The organism is Candidatus Zixiibacteriota bacterium (genome assembly GCA_026397505.1).
In the GTDB taxonomy this organism is placed as follows: Bacteria; Zixibacteria; MSB-5A5; order GN15; family PGXB01; genus JAPLUR01.
In genome coordinates this window covers 20,106-40,368 of the sequence record JAPLUR010000043.1, presented here as the reverse complement: position 1 = coordinate 40,368, position 20,263 = coordinate 20,106, and the positions used below count along the sequence as shown (strand labels likewise).

The following is a 20,263-nucleotide window of genomic DNA, read 5'->3' as shown; positions in this document are numbered from 1 at the left end:
TATGCTTTATTCAACTATTTCAATCATAAATGGCACAGAAACAATGAAATAATAAAAACCATCAAAAACATGATACAAAAAGCAGCCTAAATAAATGAAAAAAAGGATATACCAATTTCCACACTAATATTGACATTACCCCTGAATCCGCAGAATTTGGGGGGCGACATTTATGCTCAAAAAGAGAATTGCCTGAGAGCGATAATGCATAACGAAGGCTGGCTGCTGTCTTGTCTTAATTCAGCCGCGTCTAAGTATAGACCAAATTCTTTCGGCAACCGAATAAAAATTGGCTCCGACCAACTGAATTGAGCCGAAAGCGAATTTTTGAAATAAGATATAATTGACTTGCTTTGGTGATTTGGTTATATTGTTGCGTAAGACCAAAACAGTCAACCTTGTATCTGCTATCAGGAGGATTTGGCGATTCGAAAAGTGTTGCCGGGAAGGTATTAAATATACGCCTTATACTTCTTAGCATCGCGCCTTGGAACCTGCCTATGACCAAATACCCCCACAACCATATCAGAGCTTGGAGCAAGTGACCATGTCCGCATGTCAACATCGGTGGGAAATGACCAGCATTCAGTTCGGTTTTGTTGTTTTCGAGAAATGCTTTCATTGCAACGGCCTGGGGACCTATTTTACGGCCGAAGATAACCCGATTCTCGGCGACAAATACCGCGATGGAGATTGTTTCTGGAGCCGAGTCGAAAATGCCCAATCTTTCCGGTTTGATTTGGAGTGCATCAAGTGCGGGCATTTGGAGAAATTCGACGACCTGATGGGTCTCATGCACTGTACCGGCTGCCTGCCTGACTGCGAGGTGGAAATCCAGCAGGCCGGACTTGAAGCCGAGAGAACCTGGATACTGGTCGCCTTCGGATTCCTTCATAAAGACCAGAGGAAGTTGATTTCCCAGTATAAACTGGATATCCTGACTGATTATTTCAACCAGCGGCGAGACACCTCCCGATCACGAATGAAAATCATATCATTTGATTTGATTAAGGATTTGTCAATGTGCCGTGGCGATTTTATTCATGATGTGGGGATGCTCTCACCGGAACCGCCCACGGAAAGAAAACCGCTTTTTTGATGTGAAGCCGGATTGATTTTATAAGAATTACGCAGGAGAGAATAAATGACCACCAAAGACCTGATTGAAAAACTTGGTCTTAAACCATTGAGCAAATTCGAGCACCGCGATATTAACGGTGTCTTTGTATCGGATATGTTGAGTGATGTTATGGCCGGAGCCAAATCGGGGAATATCTGGCTGACCGTGCAGACGCACAAGAGCATTGTTCCCGCGGCCAATCTGGTGGATGTTTCCGCCATTATCGTTACCGGCGGCAAAGATGTTCCGCAGGAAACGATTGATATCGCCAGCAAATATAATATTGCCATATTGTCGACGAATCTTCCGACTTTCGAACTGGTGGGAAAACTATATGGACTGGGACCGTTGACCAAATAGCCGGCGCGGAATAAAAGGGTTGATTCCCGGAGCGATAAATTATGAAGATTCTCCGGGGAAAACGATATTTGACATCATGAACAAATTGACCACGGTAGAGATCAGATCGATTAAAGACGCGCTGGAAGCCGCCATTATCGAGTCGGATGACCGGCTGGATGCTTCGGTGGAGCATATCTATGCCTCTGACCTGATGAGTGACGTGCTGGCATTCGGCCGCCCAAATTCCATCCTTCTGACCGGACTGGCCACGTTGCAGGCGGTTATTTCGGCCCATATGGCGGAATTCAAGGGGGTTGTCTTCATTCGGGGCAAGAAACCGAAAGACGGCTCGGCCAAATTTGCCCGAGAAAACCATCTGATCCTTCTTTCCACCGACCTGGATATGTACGACGCCTGTGTTAGGATTGATGCCATGACCAGAGGTAATTCCCCGGCTCTGCAGATCAGCCTTCCGGCCCATAAAGCCGAAGAGATGCTGCTCAGCCAGGAGTTGATAATCGAAGGGAGCAATTTTGCCAACGCCGGGATGGTCTCGACCGAGGTGAAATCGATCCTCAAAAAAATCGGTCTCGATCACAAACTGGTCCGCCGTGTGGCTATTTCGACCTATGAGGGGGAAATGAATGTGGTTATGCATGCCCGGAGAGCCAAAGTCAGTCTTCTGGTGACTCCGAAAGTGATCGAGGTGATCATTGCCGACGAAGGGAAAGGTATTCCCGATGTCTCACTGGCCATGCAGGAAGGGTACACCACCGCGACCGAAGAGATGCGGGCTATGGGCTTCGGCTCCGGTATGGGACTGCCCAACATAAAAAGAAACAGCGACGAATTGATCATAAATAGCGAAGTTAATAAAGGAACGACATTGCAGATGAAATTTTATATTTAGAATCTACCTTAACCGGAGGGTAAGCGCAAATTGGCTGAATATTATCACGCTCATAAGGTAATTCCGGAAAAGTGCCGCGGCCACATGGCCTGCGTGCGGCAATGCCCGACCCAGGCAATCAGAATCCGGAATGGCAAGGCGGTCATATCGGAAGAGTTGTGTGTCGATTGCGGCACCTGTATTTCGGCCTGTCCCTCCGGGGCCATTGTGCCTATAACCGATCCCCTCGCCGAAATATCTCATTTCAAATATAAAATAGTCGTTCCCTCACCGGTCCTTTATGCGCAATTCGACTCCAGCATCCATCCTTATATCATTCATCGGGCCTTCAAAAAAATGGGCTTCGATGAAGTCGTCGATGTCAGCACTTCCTATGCGGCTCTGGCCCGGGCGCTTTACAAGTACATCAAGCAGGCCGGCGTCCGCCGACCCCAGATATCTTCTCACTGCCCGTCGATTATCCGGCTGATTCAGGTGCGTTTTCCCGACCTGGTGGAGCAGATCGTTCCCCTTGATGTCCCGCGCGAGGTGACCGCCCGCGAGATACGCAAAGAAATGCCGCGCAGCCTCGGCCTCAGGCCGAGAGATATCGGGATAGTCTATGTGGCGCCTTGCCCGGCCATCATTGTCTCCATTAAGCAGCCGGCGGAAAAGGCGCGATCGTATTTTGACGGGGCCGTATCGATCAAAGAGGTTTATTCCGCGCTCGTGCCGCTGATCGCCGAAATAAGAGAAAAGTTTGATGAAAGTCAGGTACCCGAGGACTTTTCATTCAACAGCAGCTGGACCACTTTCGGCGCCGTTACGATCGCCTCGGCGTTGGAGGACTGGCTGGCCGTCTCCGGCCTGGACCATGTGATGAAGATCTTTGACGATATTGAAAACTCCCGGATTCGCAATGTCCATTATGTGGAGGCGATGACCTGCATGCTGGGGTGCGTGGGCGGAGCATTCGGAGTCGAAAACCCCTATGTCGCCCGTACCAACAGTATCAAGCAGCAGAGCAAATATGCCAATCTGATAAAAACCAATGACGAGTATATCAACAATCGTCTGCGAGAGGGATATTTCGATCTGGAGAATCCGATTCTCCCTCGTGATACAAAGTATTTCGATACCGATCTGGAGACATCGATCAAGAGAATGAAAGAAAGAGAAAGAATATATCAGAAACTGCGCCAGATGGATTGCGGCTGCTGCGGAGCGCCGACCTGCCTGTCATTCGCCGAGGATGTCGTGCGGGGAGAGGCACAACTGACCGATTGCATCTTTCTGGCTCAAACGAGACGCGAGGATTAACTTGAAAAAGAATCTATCTAAACCCCAAGGGGAGGATATGCAGTGATAAACAGCAGTTTTGCCGGCCTGTTCACGGAATTCCAGGGTGAAGAAGGGGAATTAATCCCGATTCTCCAGAGGATTCAGGAGGTATTCGGGTACATCTCCGAAGATGCCGTCAGGAACATTGCCCCATTCCTGAGAATTTCCGAGAATCAGATCTTCGGGGTAGCTTCATTCTATTCGCAGTTCAAGTTTGTCGAACCGGGGAAATGCACGATCAAGGTTTGTATGGGAACCGCCTGCCATGTAAGAGGTTCGTTGAGCATCCTGGATGAATTCAGAAGATGGCTTCACATAGAACCGGGCAAGACTACTGACGATAGAATGTTTACATTGGAAACGGTGAACTGTCTTGGAGCCTGCGCCTTGGGTCCCATTGTCGCAGTTGACACCGATTACCACGGGCTGATGAAAATAAAGGAAGTTGAGGGACTCATTCAAAAATATGGATCTAAAGATGAACGAGAGGGTGATGCGGTCATATGAAAAATCACGTCAATGCTAAACACTTGGAAGAGATTAGAGCCGAGGTTTTGCAGGCCAGAAGTGCGAATAAGCCTTGTATAACGGTCTGCGGCGGAACCGGTTGTCAGACCCAGGGAGCCACCGGGCTCGTCGGCGTATTCAGGGAAGAGATCAGGAAGCAGGGGATGGAAAAATCTGTCGACATCCGGATGACAGGATGTCATGGTTTCTGTGAGAGAGGGCCGATTGTTGTTATCCACCCTGAGGGCATTTTCTATGAAAAGGCCAAAATCAAGGACGTCGAAAAAATAGTCTCAGAGACAATAGTAAACAAGAACATCATTGAAACGCTTCTTTATCGCGATCTCAATACAAAGAAAAGAATCGTTCGCGAAAAAGATATCCCCTTCTACAATCAACAAAAGCGCATCGTATTGGAAAACAACGGGTTAATAGATCCGACCGATATCAAGGACTACATAGCCCTCAATGGTTATCAGGCCCTGGTGAAGGTGCTTCGAGATATGACACCCGAGGAAGTTATTGCTGAAATCAAAGCATCCGGCTTAAGAGGAAGGGGGGGAGCGGGCTTCCCGACAGGGAAAAAATGGGAGAGCTGCCGTAGCACCGTTTCTGACATCAAGTATGTGATTTGCAACGCAGACGAAGGAGACCCGGGGGCATTCATGGATCGAAGCGTGCTCGAAGGTAATCCTCACAGCGTCATAGAAGGTATGATCATTGGAGCCTTTGCCATTGGCGCTTCAGCCGGTTTTGTCTACGTCAGGGCGGAATATCCTCTTGCTGTAAAACATGTGAAGATCGCTCTAAGTCAGGCCAGAGAACACGGGCTATTGGGCGAGTCCGTTCTCGGCTCCGGCTTCGGATTTGACATTCAGGTGTTTCAAGGGGCGGGTGCCTTTGTCTCCGGAGAAGAGACTTCCCTCATGGCTTCCATAGAGGGCCGGCGCGCTTTCCCCAGATCAAGACCACCTTTTCCCACCCAGGTCGGTTTATGGGGAAAACCCACCACCATTAACAACGTGGAAACATGGGCTAATATTCCCCACATCATTCAAAACGGTGCCGACTGGTACTCAAACATCGGCACTGATAACAGCAAGGGAACAAAAATATTCTCGCTGGTGGGCAAGATCAACAACACGGGCTTGGTTGAGGTGCCCATGGGGATCACGCTGAGACAGATTATTTACGACATCGGTGGTGGAATAAAGAGCGAAAAAAAGATCAAGAAGAAGTTTAAGGCGGTTCAGACAGGGGGCCCTTCCGGAGGATGTCTCCCGGAGGATATGCTGGATCTACCAATAGATTATGAGACCCTGGCTAAGGCCGGTTCTATCATGGGCTCTGGTGGTATGATTGTGATGGACGAGGACACCTGTATGGTGGATCTGGCTCGCTATTTCCTTAATTTCACTCAAGAGGAGTCGTGTGGAAAGTGTTCCCCTTGTCGAATCGGAACCGCGCAAATGGTAGAGATTCTGAATCGCATTACGCAAGGAAATGGGGAAGAAGCCGACATCGAAAGGCTGGAAAACCTCGCCAATACTATAAAGAACAATTCACTTTGCGGATTAGGGCAGACGGCTCCGAATCCGGTCTTGACGACGCTTCGGTACTTTAGATCGGAATACCTTTTGCATGTGAAGGAGAAACACTGCCCGGCTTCAGTCTGCAAGGAGCTTATCGAATACCGGGTAATCCCCGAGAAGTGCACCGGATGCCAGCGTTGCGTCAGCGCGTGCCCCACTGGTGCCATTACCGGACCCAGAGCACAATCACACAACCTGGATCCGTCCAAGTGCATAAAGTGCAGAGCCTGTTATGAAATCTGTCGTTTCGATGCCATAGCCGGTGATGCTATTGTCATCAGATCCCGAGGGAGAGTCGCCGATGAGCAAGTCATTTGAAACCATAACGGTAACGATCGACAACCAGACTCTGGAAGTGGCCAAAGGGTCAACCATTCTGGAGGCCGCCGAAAAGAGCAATGTCTATATCCCCACTCTCTGCGCTCACAAGGACCTGTCCCCCTTCGGCGGCTGCCGTATGTGCATTGTCGAAGTTGAGGGGATGCGCGGTTTCCCCACCTCATGCACCACCCCGGCGGAAAACGGAATGGTAATCCGAACTCAGACCGCGCAGATTCAAACAATCAGAACCGAGATTTTAAATCTTATCCTGAGCGAGCATCCTTGCAGCTGCCTCATCTGTGACGAGAAGGTCGAATGCCAGGAGTTTTCATCCACCATCCGCAAAGTGGGCGTCACGACCGGCTGTCGCTACTGCCCCAATGACCGGCAGTGTGAATTGCAGGATGTGGCGGAAAAAATCGGTATCACCGAGATGAAATACCCGGTTTACTACCGCAATCTCCGGGTCGAGAAGGATGATCCTTTCTATGACCGCGACTACAATCTCTGCATTCTCTGCGGCCGATGTGTGCGGATGTGCCATGAGATTCGCACCGCCAACGCCATCTCGTTCAAGGAACGCGGCCGGCATACTATTATCGGCCCGGCCTTCAGCCGGACTCATCTCGAAGCCGGATGTGAATTTTGCGGCGCCTGCGTTTCGATTTGCCCCACCGGAGCCCTTTCGGAAAAAACCCGCAAGTGGAAAGGTAAAGCGGAGCGAACCGAGACCACTACCTGTCCGCTTTGCGGTATCGGGTGTCAGATTGAATTGCAGATAAAGGGAAATGAGGTAATCGGCTCCCTTCCGGCTGAAGATCCGCTTATTAATGACGGGCAGCTTTGTGTGAAAGGGAGATTCTGTATTAACGAACTGGTCAATGATTATCGCCGCCTGAAAAAACCTTATCAGCTCCAAGGCGATACCAAAGCGGAGATATCGGTTGAAGCGGCGGTGGCGCTCGCCGCGGAAAAATTGTCCGCCTGTTTGCCCGAACAGTTCGCCATGATGGTTTCGCCCAATTGCACCAACGAAGACCTTTATGTCGCTCAGAAATTTGTTCGGGCCGCCCTCGGCTCCCATCATATCGATACCACCGCCCGCCTCCACTACGGCGCCGGTTTCAATGCCTACCTGAATTTGATGAAGCTGAGCGTCCCGCTTTCCGACATTCGGAAAGCCTCGGTGATTCTCTGCATCGGTCTCGATACCAAATTCGGAAGGTCGGTGGCCGGTGTCGAGCTTCGCAAAGCGACCCGGCGCGGCGCCAGGATCATCTCGATCAATCCCCGGGACCATAATTTTGCCGTTATATCCGAGAGATGGCTCAAACCAGCAATCGGAAAGGAAAGGGAATTATTTGATGCCCTTGTAAAATTGACCGGTAAGGAAGGTTCAATGGCACCTGTTGCAGAGGATATTTCGGGGATCCCTGCCGTCGAGCTTAAGAATGTCACGGCCATCCTTCATGAGGCGGCCAATCCGGTCATTCTGGTTGGCTCGGAGTTCATCAAATACCATGACAGTCGGCAGATACTTGAGGCAATCGGTAGTCTCGCTCAGAATATCAATGCCGGAGTCATTCCTCTGCCATCCCAGAACAACCTTTTCGGCTCTTTGACGATGGGTACCTATCCCGAGCTCCTACCGGGCGGATTCTCTTCCTCCAACAAAGAGAAGTTGGCTGAACTCAATGATAAATGGGCCGCCAATATTCCCAATTATGCGCCGGGGTGGAATGCCGAAGCGCTGCTGACCGAAAAGAAACTGAAAGTCCTTTATCTTATCGGCGAAGTCCCTCTGAGCGAGCGCCCTCCGGCTGATTTTATGATTTTCCAGAATATTTATCCACCCCCTGATGCCTATCGGGCCGACCTGGTTCTGCCGGCGGCCTCATTTGCGGAAGTGGACGGTACTTTCACCAATGGTGAAGGACGGGTCCAGCAGGTAAGGAAGGCAGTCGACCCTCCCGGTGAGGCTCTTGCCGACTGGCAATGGCTGGTTATGATTGCCCGGAAAATGGACAAATTTGGTTTTGCCTACGCCGGTGTCGCCGAAATTCAGAAGGAAATAGCTGCCGTTGTTAAAGGGTTCCGCGAGGCCGACCTCTTTGATCGCCGCCCGGAAGCGCTGGCCTCTGAAGGCATGCTGGCCGAGTCGCTATCGATTTCCTCCGCTGAGATCGGCTCCGTTAAGGAGTATCCTTATTTGCTTCACACTTATGCGGAAGAGAATAATTATCGCGGATTCCCGCTATCCAATTGGGTCGATGGATTGAAGAAGCTCTTTGTCGACGGCGTCGTGCAGCTTAACCCCGAGGATGCCGACCGGGCCGGTATTGCCCTTGATGATGAAGTCGTTGTCAGTTCCGAGCGGTTTGAAAGAATCTGGAAGGCGGATATTCGGGCGGAACAGCCTCCGGGAACAATGTCGGTTATTTTGCGCCAGGATGAGGTCATCGGAACCAACCCCTTTGCGGTCAGAATGAGGAAAAAATATGTTTAAGCTGATATCAAATGAGATGATCGTGCCTAATATCCACCAGATAGTGGTGGAGGCCCCGGCCGTGGCCGCCCAGATTCAGCCGGGACAGTTTGTGATTGTTCGGGCCGATGACGACGGCGAGAGGATTCCTCTTTCTGTTTCCGATTGGGACGCCGAAAAGGGGACTCTGACTATTATCTTTATGGAGGTGGGCGGTACTACCGGCAAGTTGGCCGCCCTCAAAGCCGGTATGACTATCCCTACCGTGGTCGGACCGCTGGGTAATGCGACCGAGATCGGGGAATTTGGTTCTGTGCTTTGCCTGGCCGGATGCTACGGTATCGGCAGTATCTATCCTATCGCTCGCGCTCTGAAAGAAAAAGGGAACAAGGTCACCACGGTTGTTGAAGCCCGGAGTTCTTACCTGGTTTACTGGGAAGAGAAATTCCGAAAGGTTTCCGACAAATTGATTTTCATCACCCGTGACGGCACCAAAGGATTCAAAGGTCATGCCGTGCGGATACCGGAAATAATGAAAGCCGCCGATATTGCCATAGACCGGGTCATTATCAACGGGTGTACTTTTCTCATGAAACGTGGGTCCGATATGAGCCGGCCCTACGGCATCAAAACCATTGTCAGCCTGAATCCGATCATGATTGACGGAACCGGGATGTGCGGTGTCTGCCGGGTCTCGGTCGGAGGCAAAACCAAGTTTGCCTGTGTGGACGGCCCCGATTTTGACGGCCACCAGGTCGATTGGGCCGAACTGCTGCAGCGCCGCAAAACATATATGAATGAAGAAGTCATCATGCTCTCCTCGAGCCGATGCGAAGAACATAGTATTAGAGTACAGGAAAAAGTCCTATGACCGAACCGCAACCAAAAAAGAAGCTGGATTTGAATAGACGGGAAATGCCCAAGCAGCACCACGATGTACGCAAGTACAATTTCAGCGAGGTGGCGCTGGGATACACGCCCGAGACCGCGATCGAGGAGGCCCTACGCTGTCTGCAGTGCAAGAAACCGCTCTGTGTCGGAAAATGCCCGGTCGAAATTGATATCCCGGGATTCATCAAAGCGGTCGCCGCCGGTGATTTTCTCTCCGGGATAAAGAAAATGAAAGAGAAAAATCTTCTTCCCGCTGTCTGCGGGCGGGTCTGCCCGCAAGAGGAGCAGTGCGAATCGACCTGCGTACTGATCAAGAAAGGCGGGCAGATAGCGATCGGCAGACTGGAACGCTTCGTGGCCGACTGGGAAGCGACCCAGAAAGAGCCGGAGATACCGGATATTCCCGCTCCAACCGGGAAAAAAGTGGCCGTGGTCGGCGGCGGGCCGGCCGGGCTGACCGTAGCCGGCGACCTCGTCAAACTGGGACATAAGATCACTATTTTCGAAGCTCTCCATATGCTGGGCGGAGTGCTGACTTATGGCATCCCGGAATTCCGTCTTCCCAAAGTCATTGTCAATCGCGAGGTCGATTATCTGCAGAAATTGGGCGTGGAGCTGGTTCCCGATTTTGTGGTCGGAAAAACCAAAACCATGGACAGCCTCCTCAAAGAATATGATGCCGTCTTTGTCGGTTCGGGGGCGGGCCTTCCGTGGTTTATGGATATTCCCGGCGAGAATTTGAACGGCGTTTACTCAGCCAACGAATATCTGACCCGCATGAACCTGATGAAAGGGTTTCTGTTCCCCGCTTATAATACGCCGGTCAAGAAGCACAGGCGGGTGGCGGTGGTCGGCGGCGGAAATGTTGCCATGGACTGCGCCCGCACGGCGCTCCGACTGGGCGCCGAATCCCGAATCATTTACCGCCGTTCGCGTCAGGAGATGCCGGCGCGTCTCGAGGAGATCGAAAACGCCGAGGAAGAGGGCGTGATATTCGATTATTTGACCCTGCCTATCCGCTATATCGGCGACTCGAACGGCTGGGTGCGGCAGATGGAATTCCTGAGAATGGAGCTGGGTGAGCCGGATGCTTCGGGAAGACGCTCGCCGATACCGATTAAAGGCTCCGAGACCATTGTCGAGGTCGATGCCGTAGTTTGCGCCATCGGCAACAGCCCCAATCCACTGATTGCGGCCGCAACGCCGGCCTTGCAGGTCGGGAAAAAGGGAAATATCGTGGCCGATGAAGCCACCGGCAAAACCTCCATGGACCGGGTTTGGGCCGGAGGTGATGTGGTCACCGGTGCCGCCACGGTGATTCTGGCGATGGGCGCCGGACGCAAAGCCGCCCGCTCGATGCACGAATATCTCTCCTCCATATAGAAGAGACTGTCATAGACCATTTTTTAATAGGGACTGAGTAGCTCGGTCCCTATTTCTATTCTTGCCCGGTATAAAATCTCCTTGATGGCGCCGGCAATTGAATATATCTTTCGTATCTATTGCATGCCCGGCCTTGTAGCCGGGTAATAAAAGTGTTTAAAATGCCGAAAATTTGTAGAATGGAGCAAATGCCGCGATGAAGAGGAAATTATGGGTATAGAAAAACGCGAAGCCGTTACCCCGGTCGATTTCATTCGTGAGATTATTGATAGCGATCTGAAGAGCAATCGCTTTCAGGGGAAAGTCATGACCCGTTTCCCGCCGGAGCCGAACGGGTATCTTCATATCGGACATGCCAAATCGATTTGCCTCAATTTCGGCATTGGCCTCCAGTATGGCGGCATTTATAATTTGCGTTTCGATGATACCAATCCGATCAAGGAAGAGATCGAATATATCGAATCGATCAAGAAGGATATCCGCTGGCTGGGATTCGACTGGGGCGACCGCGAATATTACGCCTCCGATTATTTCGGCCAACTTTATGAATACGCGGTGCGGTTGACAAAGAAGGGGAAAGCTTATGTTTGCGATCTGAACTCCGACCAGATTCGGGAGCACCGGGGGACACTGACTCAGCCGGGGAAAGAAAGCCCCTATCGCAACCGGACAGTGGAGGAAAATCTCGACCTTTTTGCGCGGATGCGTGACGGCGAGTTTCCCGATGGTTCGCGCACCCTGCGCGCCAAAATCGACATGGCCTCGCCCAATCTCAATATGCGCGACCCGGTGATGTACCGCATTCTTCACGCCTCGCACCACCGCACCGGCGACAAATGGTGCATCTATCCGATGTACGACTGGGCGCATGGTCAGTCCGATTCTATCGAGGGAATCACGCATTCCATCTGCACCCTTGAATTCGAGGATCATCGTCCGCTTTATGACTGGTATATCGACGAGCTGGGGATACATCACCCGCGCCAGATTGAATTTGCCCGATTGAATCTCACTTATACGGTTATGAGCAAGCGGCGGCTTCTGGAACTGGTGCGCGATGGTTTTGTCTCGGGATGGGATGACCCGCGCATGCCGACTATTTCCGGTCTGCGGCGGCGGGGCTACACGCCCGAATCGATCCGCACCTTTGCCGAGCGGATCGGTGTGGCCAAACGGGACAGCATGGTCGATGTGGCGGTGCTCGAGGACTGCGTGCGCGAGGATTTGAATATCCGCGCTCCGCGAATCATGGCGGTGCTGCGGCCGCTCAAGGTCATTCTGGATAATTACCCCGAAAATCAGGTCGAGGAATTCGAGACAGTCAACAATCCCGAGGATCCCTCGATGGGGACACGCCGGGTGCCTTTCTCGAAAGTGCTCTATATCGAACGGGAGGATTTCAGCGAAAATCCCCCCAAAGGGTATTTCCGACTGGTGCCGGGCGGGGAAGTGCGGCTCAAGCATGCCTATTTTGTCAAGTGCGTCAAAGTTGTCAAAGATGCCTCCGGTGAGGTGACCGAGTTGCACTGTACTTATGATCCCGCTACGCGCGGCGGCGATGCTTTGGACGGCCGCAAGGTCAAAGGGACATTGCACTGGGTTTCGGCGGCGCATGCTTTTGATGCCGAAGTACGGTTGTATGACCATCTGTTCACCAAAGAAGACCCCGGCAATCTCGATGAGGGAGAGGATTTCAAAAGCTGCCTGAACGCCGCCTCGCTGGAGACACTGAAAGGGTGCAAGATAGAGCGCAATATTGCCTCGGCTCTACCGGAGAGCCGCTACCAGTTCTTAAGACATGGCTATTTCTTTGTAGACCCGACTGACTCCCGCCCCGGCGCGCCGATATTCAACCGCGTTGTCTCGCTCAAAGACACCTGGACAAAAAAGAAATAGTCCCGCCGAATTTAAGGCGGTAGAGGGGCGGAAGTAGTAGGTCAGGTCTCTTGTAGACCTGACATGATTATATTGTCAGGAGTGCAAGCCTCAGTAGGTCGAAATTCCCCCCGAATTCCGCTATTTGCGGAATGAGTGGGGGTTTCGACAATCCTTATTTCAACTCAAAATGTCACTTGTTCCGGCAGGTCCTTAATTCCCTCCCGCTTATGCGGGGGGGAATGGTGACCTGACGGCTTCCTCAAGACTCTATGAAGGCGTCAGGTCTCGCTTCCGCTAGCGCGGAATCTATGACCCGACGCAACAGAGAACGTTTAAATATAAAATAGCTACGGGCAAATCAATGCGGGACCGTACTTATACAAATAATTGACTAATATGGTAACATCCTGAATATTAAGAGTTCCATTACCATCAACATCGGCCGCCTGGGGGTGATCATGGTTGGGAGGCGGCCCATTTCTATATAGATAGTTTATCAGGGCTGATATATCCCGGATATTGATCTTCCGGTCGGCATTCACATCCCCGCAGACATAGTCGGCCGACCTTATTTCGCCGGCGATGAGATGAGTGAGATCCTGCGGAGGATATTCCGACAACCGCCCCGACGATTCATATCCTTGTATATAGTTGTAGTCATGCTCTGTATCATGAAAGACGATCGCCTGACCGGAGCCAACACAAGCTAAATGACCTTTTATTCGTGCATAAGGAACAAATACCGTGTCCGTGGTGATAGAGGAATTGGGAAGTAGAGACATCGCAACCCGAATCACTGTCTCCGAATCAAAAGTCACAAATGTGTAGTAAGAAACATCCATGCCGGGCCAGTTATCGGTTGGGGATACTTCGGTTATGTGGATTACTGAAGTATCCAAGGCCAATGTGAAACGGATTTCATCTATGTGGGATCGGGGTGCACCATCCTTTACAGAAAAATAGAGAACGGCGGTTGTATCCTCGGTTCCGGCTGAACATGTAACAGATACTGTATCTTTAGACAATTGGAAATAGAGCGAATCATCCTGCCTATCCGTCATCGGGCTGCCATAGGCAATGCACAAATAAAGAAGCCAGACGGCTGCGGAATAGATGAATATTCTGCCATAGTTATCTGTTTTGCACATATTACCTCCGAAATATCGAGTTTTAAGAAATAATTCGATTAAAATGCCTTTAAGCAATCCACTTGGAGGCGGACGGGAGAATGATGAAATCTGGTATATCATGTCAACTCCAAGTGAATATTTTTATATATAAATCTGACTGTCGGAATGTGGCAGTGCGAAAATCCGGATGTCTTCATCGAAAACCTCCGATTGCCAATGTGGTTAGATCAATAATGCCTATCGAGTTGTTATTACTCCAATAATATAGTGTATTCGTCAGCAAGTAGCAAGGGAAATTAATTATTTACGAAGAATCGGGTAACACATCCGCCGCGGAGGGCTGTGGGAAAGTTTGGTAGGTCGAAACCCTTGCGGTTTCGACACTTACGCTCATTCATATCCCCCGCCCCTGCAAAAACGGGTAACTCACAGCTTGCTGTGAGAAAGTCTGATCCTGTGGCATCGCGTTCCTCAAGACTCTATGGTGGCGTCAGGTCTCGCTTCCGCTAATGCGGAATCTATGACCCGACGCAACAGAGAATCTTTCTCCCATTATGCGTACTTGACTAGGGTCACTCGAATTAAATCTTCGATAAGATTTCTGCCTTCTTAGCAGCAAACTCCTTTTCCGTAATCACACCCGACTCCTTCAATTCGGCGAGCTTTTTCAATGCTTCAAACGCATCAGTTTGTTTGCTGTCAGACGGCGAATGGTCGCTAGTCCTCTCCCTGCCATTTTCTAACGCAGTATAGAGTGCTTGCTCTTTTTCTTTATCAAATGTCTTAAATTCCAAATCATCATGGGAAGTGTGAATCCGGATTGTCCGGTGCCCCAGGATGGATTTTCTTTCTATTGAAGTGATTTTCATTATAGGTATTGTCTCCAACACTTCCCCCAAAATACCTTTTCGATAGAAAACCACGCGACTATCGGTAACAAGCAGGACACCGTTGTGCTGGGTTTTATCTCCCTTGCCCATCATTTCGCCGATATAACCCTCACCCCATGCGACAATATTCTCGTCCGGCTTTAGATAAATTTCTCTGAATCTTGACACGTGTTTTGATTCTTCTTCCATCGTTACGTCCACCCCTGGCTAATCACAAACTCAACCTGCCGAATTACATGGTAATATTTTTTAAGCTAATATATTTATCCGCTTTGTCAAGCTAAAGTAGGTCTTAATTACCCCCGAATTCCGCCTTACGCGGAATGGGTGGGGGTTACGACAATCCATATTTCTATATTTCAGCATGCGTAGCGGGGACCCGAGACGAAGTCTTGCGGTTCCGCCGAATTTTCTTGACAGAATGAAGAATTCCGGATATTCTTATTTAACTTTGGCTCATTAAAGAGAGGCGAATATTATGGCAGGTGAACGGGTGATCTGTTTGAGGCGGCTGCGGATTTCTGCCGCCGAAAGAACAAGACCCAAAGCAAGTAGCGAAGCACATGACGAGAAATAAAATCCATAAACAAAGGAAGTCCAAAATGAAGAAGCTATCGTCAAGTATCACTATTGTGTTTCTTACTCTGGCTGCCTTTTCGGTGCAATTTTTTTTCGCACCGACCTCGGCAAGTGCCGCGTATAGGAGCCATTACGATGACCTTCCGGGTGAAGAAGGCCTTCCCTGGGTTACCATTATTGCCGTTGGCGTGGCTGCGGCTTTGACAATTGTCCTAATATCCCATGCGACCAAAGGGAAAAAAGATCAAAAGAATGAGATTGAAAAACAGCAGGATCAGCAGAAGCAGAATCATGACACCGATTCGACTTCAGTAAAACCTGACTCAACATCGGAGAAGACATCAATATATTTGCCAAAGTGTGGAGATAATGCCTCTTTCGGGCTTAATAAACTGGAGTCTCCTTATCTAAGCATGTATATAAATCTGAATGGTGAGGATAACGAAATGATGCCGGCAGAATTGAGTTACGATCTAAATTCCGTTAAGTTAAAGGTCGGATTATCATATCATTTTTAAGAATGAACGTAGATATCAAATTCCGGCCGTAGAAGTACGTTCGAAGTTGCGCAGGGTCTTGTCCCGACTTCAGGCGGGATGTAACCCTGCGCTCATTGGAATCTCGCTGCGCCCATTCACCGCAGGGTCACGCCCGCCGCCAGAGGCGGCGACCTAAGACCCCGCGGAACTCCCATTATTTCCTTCCTAATCGCTTGCAATTCAATCCCCGCCTCGCAAAATTACCATTGATCCGATGGTGATTCTCCCCACTACCCCTATTTATAGGAGTAATTAGATATGCCTATAAGCGAAAAAAAGCTAATTGCCAATCGTCTCAACGCCCTAAAATCCACCGGCCCTAAAACCCCACTGGGCAAATTCCGCTCCAGCCGCAATGGCTTAAAACAGGGTCTCTATTCCAAATTCGATCTCGTCCGGGCCATCCAATTACTGCCGGAGAAGTATCAACATAAAGTCCTATTATCACTTATTCGCAGCTTCAAACATGACATCTCGGGCAAAGGCTCTCGCGGTCATCCCATTTCACCCCCTTAAAATGAAAACGAACCCAAAATGACGATCCTTTCCCAATCCATCCATTTCATTTACTGTCAATCTGTTACGAGGGGGAAATTGCGTCCGTCAGAAGGGCAAAAAATTCAAAAAGCAAACCCACCAATTGACAATCCGCTGTTATATATGGGTTTAGATGAAATAATGGTGGCTTCGCTTTTTTCGCCTATTTGCAATCGCTTATTATTCACCAACTTATATTATCCTTGGCCGCCCCACCCATGGATGCTGGCTTCCGCCAGCATGACATGTGAAGCAAGTCACTTTGTAGGTCGAGGTTCCGAGACGAAGCGCGAGCGGAGTCGAGAAACCCGACAATTCTCTCTATATTCATTTACTGTCATGCTGGACTTGATCCAGCATCCAGAGATTCGCCTTATGAAGCTATCTGGGGGATTTCAGAAGATTTCGGGCGGCGGCGAAAGTACGAAGGAGCGGGGCGGGAAGAGATGCCAAGGCCCGGAGCTTGAACGGTGCATCGGGGACACTGGTGAGAGCGGTAATCGCCTCAGCCTTTTTCCCCTGCGCGATATATTGCCGCGCCACAGTCAGGTATTGCTCTTCAAGGACTGATTGATATAAACCGGAATGCTTCTGCAAAAAAGCAGTATCGTTTCCCCAGACCCGCTCGGAAATTTTGATGCGCGACAAAGCGGAACGAAGAATATCGGTGCCGGTCAGGCGAAATCCGGGGTGGCTGTACTGCCAGGCGGTTTCAATATCGAGATAGCCGGCAGGCCCTTTTTGGGCGAGTCGTCCAAAACATTCCCAGTCCTCGAAAACCGGTGTGTCCTCGGCAAAATGGATCGCCTCACCTGCCTCACGTCGCACCACAAGCGTGCCGGTGAAGATATAATTGGCCTGAAATTCGAGGGGGTACAGATCGCCGACATAGAAGGAGAAGTCCTCGATTCTGGTGGGAAGAGGTGCAATGGTCGAATAGATGGTTCCAGGGCCGAGTATTTCGCTCCAGGGTCTTGGATCATTATGCCAGCGCCTGAGGTTCTTTCTGACCACCTGCTCATGTTTGTCGGTGATGGCAAAATCGGAGAAGGTGAAGAGAATATCGGGCCGGGCCTGCATAATGGCACGATGCAGTTCGAGTTTGCCGGGCATCCATTCATCATCGGAATCGAGAAACGCAATGAGGTCCTTGGTGGCCAGAGAAACACCATGATTGCGGGCCGCCCCGGCTCCTTTGTTGGGGACCCTGATATATTTGATGGCAGCCTGAAACGGCTGAAGAACTTCTGCGGTGTTGTCGGTCGAGCCGTCATCGATAACAATGATTTCATCATCGCTGCCAATCTGTCCAAGCACCGATTTCAACGCTCTGACAATCAAAGGGGCGCGATTATAGGTGGGAATAATGACAGAGACGCTCAGTCTTGAGGCCATTTTCATTTGTTCTTTTCGCGGCGGATGCGGTGGTAGAGGTTGTAGAGGATGGGTATTTTCCGCGCCACCCGATGTAATCTCCGGGGGAGCATGCCGAAAATGAAAGGGAGGGTTCGTTTGGGATAGAGATAGAGGTTATAGTATGACCGTCGGCACGTATTCCAGTTATTATGCCAGGGTTCATCAGAGAGGCAGTCGATCAGGTCAGTATCATTTCTCTCAAACGCCCTCTGGAGGTTTTTATTAAAGAGATAATTACCGGGTGCGCCCTGGGCGTAGGTTTCATCATAGCCGATTTTGGTAAGGACCAAGGTCCGGCCGAACCTGACGGCGAAATGCCCGGCGATGGCTTTATCACCGGAGCGAAGGAAATGATACTCGAGCCATCCCAGTTCGCGCAATTTTCTATCAAGAGCTTCATAGAATGCCTTAAGCGAAACAGATTGCTTTATGGAAGTACCCGCCTGGCCTTTCCAGCCGGAGGCCTCGATATCAAGAAAAGTGGTCAGATGCTGACATTTGATTTCGCAGCCGCTATGAAAATCTGTCACCAGATCAGGTAGTTGTTCTATTTTTTTGCTGTTCTTTTTCAAATTGCGGCGGAAATTGTGCGAAAGGCTGTCGAGATAATTCTCATAGGTACCATCGATGCGGACATAATTGCCGAATCCGGCCGCCTCGCGAACTGCAAAGAAATGCTCGGCTATTCGGCCAAGAGAAGTCAGAGTGGCAGATTTCTCGGGGAGGCGGCTGAACTCAAGACTCTGGAAAGAGGGGAAAGCTTTTCTGAGAGCGAAAAGCAGGTACCCAAAGGCTTTCTCGGGTTCCGATTCACTCAGGGCGGCATCAACCGATACGGTGTCGTAATTGCCGGGCATCCGCAGGCGGGGGGATCTGGTTCCCCAGATCGGGTGCGGGACAATCAAGAGGGGAAGAACGCCGAGCAGTTTATCACCCCGGTAGGCCATCAGGCAGAGCCATTTTTCCCGTGGGCGCAACTGGTGCTCGAAATATGAGGCGACCCAGGCATGGGATACCATCGGCAGCGCGGCAGTCATGCTCAGGGCCAGTTTGTTCCAGGCGTCGGCATGCGATTCCAGGGCGGATAAATCGCTGACCGCGATGATTTTTACGCCGTCATCAAGCATCAATTCCGATTGCGGTTCGTTGGGGAAAGCCGGGCGCGATTTATCCGAAGCAGTCAATCTATAATACTCCGCGGGTCAAATCTGTTGTTCCAGAAGTCCAAGTACAATATATCGGCAGAAATCGGCATCATTAGCATCTGTGGCCTCGCCATGCGGCGGGCCGGTCGTCTATCTCAACAATTAAGGTGGACCATTAACTGCCACAATTTGAGGCATTCTTTGTTTCTTGTCAATCTTTATACGCGGTTTGCGGATTATTATTCAATTTTACGTTTGATGCTTCCGAGCCCCGAATTTGTCTTTGAGAGAGGCACCCAGTTCAACTCTTGAGAAAAGAGGAATGGTGTTCCGAGCTGAAACTGCCTGGCAGAAATTTTGCCAATAAAAAAAGCTGGGGAACAGGGAATCGAACCCCGATTCCGTGGTCCAGAGCCACGTGCCCTACCGTTGGACCATTCCCCAGGCTTTTATTCACCGGATAGAATCTATATCGGTATAGATTCTATTAAATTTCACCCAATATATACGGCTGAAAAGGATTGTCAAGAAGATATCAAGATATTTGCAGTAGTGTTATTCTGGCAGGGGTCCCAAAATGTGCTGGACGGGTTTCGCCAAAGAGAAGACTATTTTTTGTGCAAAACAACGACCACCACTTTTCCCTTTACCTTGATATGGGCGTGCCGGCCGGAAAATTGATTGCGAAGCGAGAGCGAATCGCCGATCCGAAGCGGTCTTTTCGGTGGCGGGTAGACCAGCCCGGTGAAGTCAACAATGGGGCCGGCTGAGAGAGGAATTATTGACAGAAAATCCCCCTTATTGCCTGCAAAATCTCCCTGGCCGTTTTCAATCATGGCGGCTTCGTATCCCGGTCCCACCAGACGTGCCTTGACTTTTCTTTTATAATCACGATTGAATTTATTGACCAGTTCCAGGAGGAATAAATTCCCAAGGGTATGATCGATTTCGGAACTGCTGACACCACCGAATATTTCTATTTCGCCGGCACCGCGTTCGAGGGCCAATTCCAGGGCGAGATGGCTATCGGTTTTATCCTTTGCAGTTGGGAAGACAATCACTTCTGTCTGGGCGAGATATTTTTTCGACAGGGGAGGGGCAGAGTCAAAATCGCCGATGATAATATCGGGAAGGGCCTTGTTTTTCAAGAAGAATCTGACGCCGCCATCGACGGCAACGGTGACGCCGCTTTTGATTTTTCTCCGATAAAACAAGAAATCCTTGGGAGGATATTTGTAATTAAGAAAAAGGAAGTATCTATTCGGTTTGAGCATATAG

17 protein-coding genes and 1 tRNA gene are annotated in these 20,263 nt (G+C 50.2%); 12 read left to right on the top strand and 6 right to left on the bottom strand.

Features of this window, described 5'->3' with window-relative positions; genetic code table 11:
- Positions 1-547: 547 nt before the first annotated feature.
- The 10 genes from NT002_02825 (at position 548) to NT002_02780 (ending at position 12,767) form a co-directional block, all read left to right on the top strand.
- Positions 548-1,099 (top strand): hypothetical protein, encoded by a 552-nt coding sequence (locus NT002_02825; GenBank protein ID MCX6828203.1) that lies wholly within the window; start codon positions 548-550, stop codon positions 1,097-1,099.
- Positions 1,100-1,144: 45 nt separating this feature from the next.
- A complete protein-coding gene (locus NT002_02820) occupies positions 1,145-1,480 on the top strand; it encodes a DRTGG domain-containing protein (protein MCX6828202.1) in 336 nt (111 codons plus the stop codon).
- A gap of 76 nt (positions 1,481-1,556) precedes the next feature.
- Positions 1,557-2,372 carry an ATP-binding protein gene (locus tag NT002_02815; GenBank protein ID MCX6828201.1) on the top strand — a complete coding sequence of 272 codons (816 nt, stop codon included), beginning with the start codon at positions 1,557-1,559 and terminating at the stop codon, positions 2,370-2,372.
- A 30-nt stretch (positions 2,373-2,402) separates the two neighbouring features.
- Entirely contained in the window at positions 2,403-3,671 is a 1,269-nt protein-coding gene (locus NT002_02810; protein MCX6828200.1) for a 4Fe-4S binding protein, read from the top strand.
- A 42-nt stretch (positions 3,672-3,713) separates the two neighbouring features.
- A complete protein-coding gene (locus NT002_02805) occupies positions 3,714-4,199 on the top strand; it encodes an NAD(P)H-dependent oxidoreductase subunit E (protein ID MCX6828199.1) in 486 nt (161 codons plus the stop codon).
- On the top strand, positions 4,196-6,109 hold the full coding sequence (locus NT002_02800) for an NADH-quinone oxidoreductase subunit NuoF (GenBank protein ID MCX6828198.1): 1,914 nt from the start codon (positions 4,196-4,198) through the stop codon (positions 6,107-6,109). The genes NT002_02805 and NT002_02800 overlap by 4 nt, the downstream gene beginning before the upstream one ends.
- Entirely contained in the window at positions 6,093-8,618 is a 2,526-nt protein-coding gene (locus NT002_02795) for a molybdopterin-dependent oxidoreductase (GenBank protein ID MCX6828197.1), read from the top strand. Before NT002_02800 ends, NT002_02795 begins: the two co-directional genes overlap by 17 nt.
- On the top strand, positions 8,611-9,468 hold the full coding sequence (locus NT002_02790) for a sulfide/dihydroorotate dehydrogenase-like FAD/NAD-binding protein (GenBank protein MCX6828196.1): 858 nt from the start codon (positions 8,611-8,613) through the stop codon (positions 9,466-9,468). The genes NT002_02795 and NT002_02790 overlap by 8 nt, the downstream gene beginning before the upstream one ends.
- Positions 9,465-10,871: an NADPH-dependent glutamate synthase gene (gltA, locus tag NT002_02785; GenBank protein ID MCX6828195.1), complete on the top strand. Its 1,407-nt coding sequence runs from the start codon at positions 9,465-9,467 to the stop codon at positions 10,869-10,871. The genes NT002_02790 and gltA overlap by 4 nt, the downstream gene beginning before the upstream one ends.
- A gap of 210 nt (positions 10,872-11,081) precedes the next feature.
- Entirely contained in the window at positions 11,082-12,767 is a 1,686-nt protein-coding gene (locus NT002_02780; protein ID MCX6828194.1) for a glutamine--tRNA ligase/YqeY domain fusion protein, read from the top strand.
- Positions 12,768-13,096: 329 nt separating this feature from the next.
- On the opposite strand, the gene NT002_02775 is transcribed toward NT002_02780, so the two are convergent.
- Positions 13,097-13,897, bottom strand: a complete 801-nt coding sequence (locus tag NT002_02775; GenBank protein MCX6828193.1) for a dockerin type I domain-containing protein — start codon at positions 13,895-13,897, stop codon at positions 13,097-13,099.
- A 563-nt stretch (positions 13,898-14,460) separates the two neighbouring features.
- Entirely contained in the window at positions 14,461-14,958 is a 498-nt protein-coding gene (locus tag NT002_02770; protein ID MCX6828192.1) for a PH domain-containing protein, read from the bottom strand.
- 413 nt (positions 14,959-15,371) lie between these two features.
- Here NT002_02770 and NT002_02765 point away from each other — a divergent pair, with 413 nt between their 5' ends.
- Positions 15,372-15,866: a hypothetical protein gene (locus NT002_02765; GenBank protein MCX6828191.1), complete on the top strand. Its 495-nt coding sequence runs from the start codon at positions 15,372-15,374 to the stop codon at positions 15,864-15,866.
- Between the two features lie 279 nt (positions 15,867-16,145).
- On the top strand, positions 16,146-16,403 hold the full coding sequence (locus NT002_02760; GenBank protein MCX6828190.1) for a hypothetical protein: 258 nt from the start codon (positions 16,146-16,148) through the stop codon (positions 16,401-16,403).
- A 402-nt stretch (positions 16,404-16,805) separates the two neighbouring features.
- On the opposite strand, the gene NT002_02755 is transcribed toward NT002_02760, so the two are convergent.
- The 4 genes from NT002_02755 to NT002_02740 form a co-directional block, all read right to left on the bottom strand.
- A complete protein-coding gene (locus NT002_02755) occupies positions 16,806-17,825 on the bottom strand; it encodes a glycosyltransferase family 2 protein (GenBank protein MCX6828189.1) in 1,020 nt (339 codons plus the stop codon).
- Complete coding sequence (locus NT002_02750; GenBank protein MCX6828188.1) at positions 17,822-19,024, bottom strand: GNAT family N-acetyltransferase; 1,203 nt, start codon at positions 19,022-19,024, stop codon at positions 17,822-17,824. The genes NT002_02755 and NT002_02750 overlap by 4 nt, the downstream gene beginning before the upstream one ends.
- Positions 19,025-19,358: 334 nt before the next feature.
- Positions 19,359-19,429, bottom strand: a tRNA-Gln gene (locus tag NT002_02745).
- Positions 19,430-19,593: 164 nt separating this feature from the next.
- Positions 19,594-20,259: a thiamine diphosphokinase gene (locus NT002_02740; protein ID MCX6828187.1), complete on the bottom strand. Its 666-nt coding sequence runs from the start codon at positions 20,257-20,259 to the stop codon at positions 19,594-19,596.
- Positions 20,260-20,263 lie beyond the last annotated feature (4 nt).